The organism is Dellaglioa sp. CoH-57-MRSF-19, assembly GCF_056781975.1.
Map to the genome: position 1 here is coordinate 1 of NZ_JBXAXW010000175.1, position 362 is coordinate 362.

Genomic DNA, 362 nt, shown 5'->3' on the forward strand with positions numbered 1-362 from the left:
CACCCACTTCCGACGCATGGTGGCGCGCACAGCTGTCATCGAGCGTGCTGAGCATGACCGGGAAATCGTGATTGTCACGCACCATGGCCTTCGCGATGAGTGGGGACGTGAACTAGGAAGTCACCATTTCCGCTACATCAGTGCATGGCGCGTGCGCCAAGGTCGGGAGCGTGTGGAAAACGGGCTTTACGTAGTGGAGTTGAGTCCCAGTGCCTTGGCACTCGTGCTGCCGTATTTGAGAAATATGGAGGAAGAAGTATGGCTGATGCAGTGGATGACGAAGAATATCGGTGCCACGGGTGCAAAAAGCTCATCCGCGATGGTGAAGGCCGCTACACAGGTCGCGAACGTCTAGATGAGTT

General features: G+C 56.1%; 1 protein-coding gene. It reads left to right on the forward strand.

The window, feature by feature from the left end:
- A partial coding sequence (locus AC1RO3_RS08835) for a hypothetical protein (protein ID WP_481764053.1) occupies positions 1–355 on the forward strand: 355 nt, incomplete at its 5' end.
- Positions 356–362 lie beyond the last annotated feature (7 nt).